This is a genomic window from Chitinophaga sp. (genome assembly GCF_035564935.1).
Lineage (GTDB): Bacteria > Bacteroidota > Bacteroidia > Chitinophagales > Chitinophagaceae > Chitinophaga.
This window is the reverse complement of the sequence record NZ_DATMTE010001008.1, coordinates 1-4,173: the sequence shown is the minus strand read 5'-3', so window position 1 is coordinate 4,173 and position 4,173 is coordinate 1. Positions and strand designations below refer to the sequence as shown.

The 4,173-nt window shown below is 50.7% G+C and carries 4 protein-coding genes; 1 reads left to right on the top strand and 3 read right to left on the bottom strand.

The annotated features are described in order from the left end of the window. Positions 1 to 737, bottom strand: a 737-nt coding sequence (locus VN105_RS26065; protein ID WP_325645762.1) for a FecR family protein, incomplete at its 3' end; no start/stop codon positions are given. Positions 738 to 787: 50 nt separating this feature from the next. Further along, positions 788 to 1,378: an RNA polymerase sigma factor gene (locus VN105_RS26060; protein WP_325645760.1), complete on the bottom strand. Its 591-nt coding sequence runs from the start codon at positions 1,376 to 1,378 to the stop codon at positions 788 to 790. A gap of 166 nt (positions 1,379 to 1,544) precedes the next feature. Here VN105_RS26060 and VN105_RS26055 point away from each other — a divergent pair, with 166 nt between their 5' ends. Beyond that, a complete protein-coding gene (locus VN105_RS26055; protein WP_325645758.1) occupies positions 1,545 to 2,138 on the top strand; it encodes an NAD(P)H-dependent oxidoreductase in 594 nt (197 codons plus the stop codon). 104 nt (positions 2,139 to 2,242) lie between these two features. Here VN105_RS26055 and VN105_RS26050 read toward each other — a convergent pair. Then, the coding region (locus tag VN105_RS26050) for a sialate O-acetylesterase (protein WP_325645756.1) at positions 2,243 to 4,173 on the bottom strand (1,931 nt) is incomplete at its 5' end.

Sequence of the window (4,173 nt, the reverse complement as noted above, 5' to 3'; positions counted from 1 at the left end):
GGCGCAATGGCGGCTTTATCAAGTATCAGCTGATCGCCGGGCAGCAGCTCGGCTAAGATGGCTTTATTCTCTTTTTGAACCTGTACTTTACCGGTGGTAACGGTAACGGCTATAGGGGAAGCATCTCCTGCCGCCCTGATATTGAAGGACGTACCCAATACACGGGTCACAATACTGCCGGTATGCACCAGGAACGGCTTGTTCTTATCTGATACCACGTTAAAGAAAGCTTCCCCTCTCAGGTATACTTCCCGGCTGCGGCCTTCAAAAGCAGCGGGATAGTCCAGCTGACTGTTTTCATTCAGTGTTACTATGCTGCCATCAGGAAGGTGGATCACTTTATTGGAGGTATGCTGTGCTGCGGGCAGCTCAGCGGTAATGACGGACGTGGGCTTAGTGTCCGGAAACAGCCACCAGGCGCTGAAAACAGCCAGTATTACGGCAGCGGCAATAACCATCCTTTTATAGAGCGGGTTACGCTTCACGGTCATCACTTTAAGCATATCAATTTCACCTTCCCGGATCTTTCCCTGCAGGCGTGTATATAATTGCTCCCACGCAGGCTCCTGTGCCTGCTCTGGGGTGCGTTCCCAGAGCGCAGCCAGTTCCTGCGATACCAGGTCGTTTTCCGATAGCTCTCTCATCAGCGCCCAGAACTCTTCCAGCTCCGGTGGCGTACACCCGCCGGACAGGTATTTTTGTAGTAATAGTTTTAATCTTAACGGATTAGACGACATATGCCAGTTATATAACTGCTATGACGACAAAAAGAAGGGGGTAGTACTAATCAGTCTGAAAATAAATCTGACAACAGCAACAGGTACATGAAAGTACTGATATGGTTATTCCGCAGGTATTGTTTAATGATCTTCAGGCTGTCGGTAATGGTGTTTTTAACGGTATTGCGGGATAAATTCAGTTCAGTGGCTATTTCTTCATGGGTCAAACCTTTTTCCCGGCTGAGGGTGATCATGAGGCGGCGTTGGGGCGACAACTGCTTATACGCGCTGTTCAGGATTTCCCTGCATTCGTTGTTCAGCAGGCTGTAATCGGCGCTTTGTTCCTGCTGCGTTTCCATTTGTTCCTGTACCAGCTTTTGTAGGCGGGCGTTCCTGGCCGCCAGTTTAAAGAAGTCCATGACTTTATTGTAGGCCACCTTGTAAAGGAAAGCATCCATATGCTGGATACCGGTGATCAGTTCCCTGCCTGTCCATAGTTTAAGGAATACATCGATCAGAATTTCCTCCGCCACTTCCCTGGATTTGGTGATGGTGATCAGGTAATGATAGAGCTTCTTCCGGTGTTGTTCAAAAAGTTGTTTAAAGGCAGCTTCATCTCCTGCCGCGATTTTGGTCAGCAATTCGTTTTCATTATACATGGAACTCTTCTCTTAGTTGATATCAGGAACGTGGTCAGACAAATATATTTTTTTTCCGGAGAATATTTTTAAAAATCCCGGGAGATGCAGGAGGCTCTATAGGCACATCAATAAAATCGATGCGCAGTTGCTGGCAAACAAAGGGAATCCGCTTAATTTGCAGTCAATGAACGATCATGATATGACACCACCGGTAAAACTACTGGCCATCTGCGGAAGCACCCGGCAATCCTCTTCCAATCATCACCTGATAACGGCCATCACTAACCTGTCGGCAGGCACTTTTTCAGTACAACTGCTGGATAACCTCACCGCTATCCCGCACTTCAACCCCGACCTGGATACGGACCCCGGCGCCGCACCGGAGGCAGTACAACATTTCCGTGCCCAACTGGCAGCAGCGGATGCCGTGCTGATATGCACGCCGGAATATGCTATTGGTGTGCCAGGGACACTAAAAAACGCCATCGACTGGACGGTTTCCTCCATGCACTTCTCGCAAAAGCCGGTAGCGCTCATCACTGCCGGCACATCGGGGTATAAAGCGCACCAGTCGCTGTTGGGCACCCTGCTGATCATAGAATCAAAAATCGCCGCCGGTGCGCAGCTCGTAATCCCCTCCGTAAAAACAAAAGTCAGCAGCAGTGGTCTCATCACCGACGAAGCCACGGAAACGGCAGTACGAAAACTCATTCACACGCTCGCAGGCGTTGCCTCCGGGGAAGATACCGACCTGCTGCCGGCGCCTTCGCTGTTCTGATCGCCTTCGGCGATCTTCCGCGGATTTTGTCTGACTCAGGATTAAACTGATTACACTGATTACCCTGATTTGATTACTTTGGATTTAAAATGATTTGGGGAGATTTAAGCGGATTTTGTCTGACTCAGGATTAAACTGATTACGCTGTATTTCACCTCCTCGGTAACACCTTTCCAGGTGTCCGTGCGGAAGGGAGATGCCGGGAAGCCTTCTTTGTTAAAGAGGTTGTCTTCCAGGTTGTCATCTGCCCAGCCGTAGCGAACGGCTACAGGAGTGCTTACTTCATCTGCATACACTACTACTTTGTTGCCGTCGGTATAGGCTTTGGCGTAGTGGAATTGTTTGTCGGCGCCCGCTACTTCAAATCCGCGGATATAACCGTACTTGTCTTTCACCTCCAGGCCGCTGCCGGTGCTGGTGAAGCTAAGGGTTACCTTGTTGCCGTTTACCTGCATCGACTGGTACACAGGGCCGCTGAATATGTTATCCTGCCCGTAGGTTTGGTGAAGTGCTACAGCTGCCAGCCGTTTTCCTACATCCTGTTTGTTTTTCGGATGAATATCTTTAGGCTCGCCGAGGTCTGTGATCACGGCCATACCGGTATTGGGCAGTTGCTGGGTAAGGGTTTGCGCTTCCCTCAGTTCGGCCCATTTGCTTCCTTTCCGGCTGTTGCCGTTGGCAGAATTGAAGCTGGCCAGTTGTACAAAGTAGAAGGGGAAGTCGCCCTGCTTCCATAAGCGGCGCCAGTCGCTGATCATCAGCGGAAATGCTTTGCGGTACTGGTAGGCACGGTCGGCATTGCTTTCTCCCTGGTACCAGATAGCGCCTTTAATGGCAAAAGGCAGTATGGGGTTGATCATGGCATTGAACAGCAAAGAAGGGTAGCTGTTGGGGCCAACGCTGGCGCCGGGAGTAATTGCCTTCTCGATACGGAAGGCCCAGTCGCCTGCAAGGGATTGTTTCTGACTGGCAGTCTTTAAAAATATACTTTCTGCATCTTCATAAAATCCGCCACCGCCGCCGGTATCTTCTATTCTTACGGCAATTACATTATTACCGGCTTTTAAAACGCCGGCAGGAATCTGATAAGTGCGGAAGGCATTGTAGCTGTTGGTACTGCCCACCTTTGTGCCGTTGATATAAGTCACGTCGTTATCATCAATGGCGCCCAGGCTAAGTTCTGCAGGCTTGCCGGCATCCGCTCCGGCTACCTGGAAGTTTTTACGGAACCATACGATGCCGTCGAAATCGGGCAGCTGTTGCTGTTCCCATAAGGTGGGCACTTTCATCTTTTTCCAGGATTGGTCGTCAGTACCGGGGGCAGACCAGGTAGCCACCGTAGCGGCATCGGGGAGGCCGCCTTGTAACGACTGTATGATCTGCAGCTGCCTGTTTCTGGAGGCAACGCCCAGGGAGTCGAGGTTTAGCGTGGGAATCCCCTGCATCATGTCGCGGAAGTCGTCGCTGCTGGTAAGTCCTTCATGGCTGATCCACGTTTCCACGATGGTGCCTCCCCAGGAGGTATGTATTAAGCCGATAGGCACATGCAGCTGCTCGTTCAGTGCTTTGGCAAAGAAGTAGCCCACCGCGGTGAAATCGCCTGTATTTTCCGGCGCCGCCGGCAGCCAGGCGCTTTCCTTCACATCATCCTTCGGTGTGGCCGCTATATCTTTCGGTAAATAAAAATGCCGGATGGCAGGATTGGCAGATTGCGCTATTTCCTTATTGGCATTGGTAACGCCGTTCACATGGAACTCCATGTTGGACTGACCGCTGCAGATCCATACATCGCCCATGAGGATATCCTTTAAACTGATATTATTCCTGCCTTTCACCGTGAGGGTATAAGGACCGCCCGCTTTTTCAGGCTGCAGGAATACTTTCCACCGGCCATTCTTATCGGCCTTTACGGTTTTCACCTGTTGGTTGAACTGTATGGTCACTTTTTCGTTCTTATCGGCCCAGCCCCATACCGGGATTGGTTTGTCGCGCTGCAACACCATGTTATCGCCGAAAACATTGGGTAAACGAACAT

Excerpts from the sequence above, each read along its gene's own strand:
- VN105_RS26060 (WP_325645760.1), bottom strand. The coding sequence starts at position 1,378 with ATGTATAATGAAAACGAATTGCTGACCAAAATCGCGGCAGGAGATGAA.
- VN105_RS26055 (WP_325645758.1), top strand. The coding sequence starts at position 1,545 with ATGAACGATCATGATATGACACCACCGGTAAAACTACTGGCCATCTGC.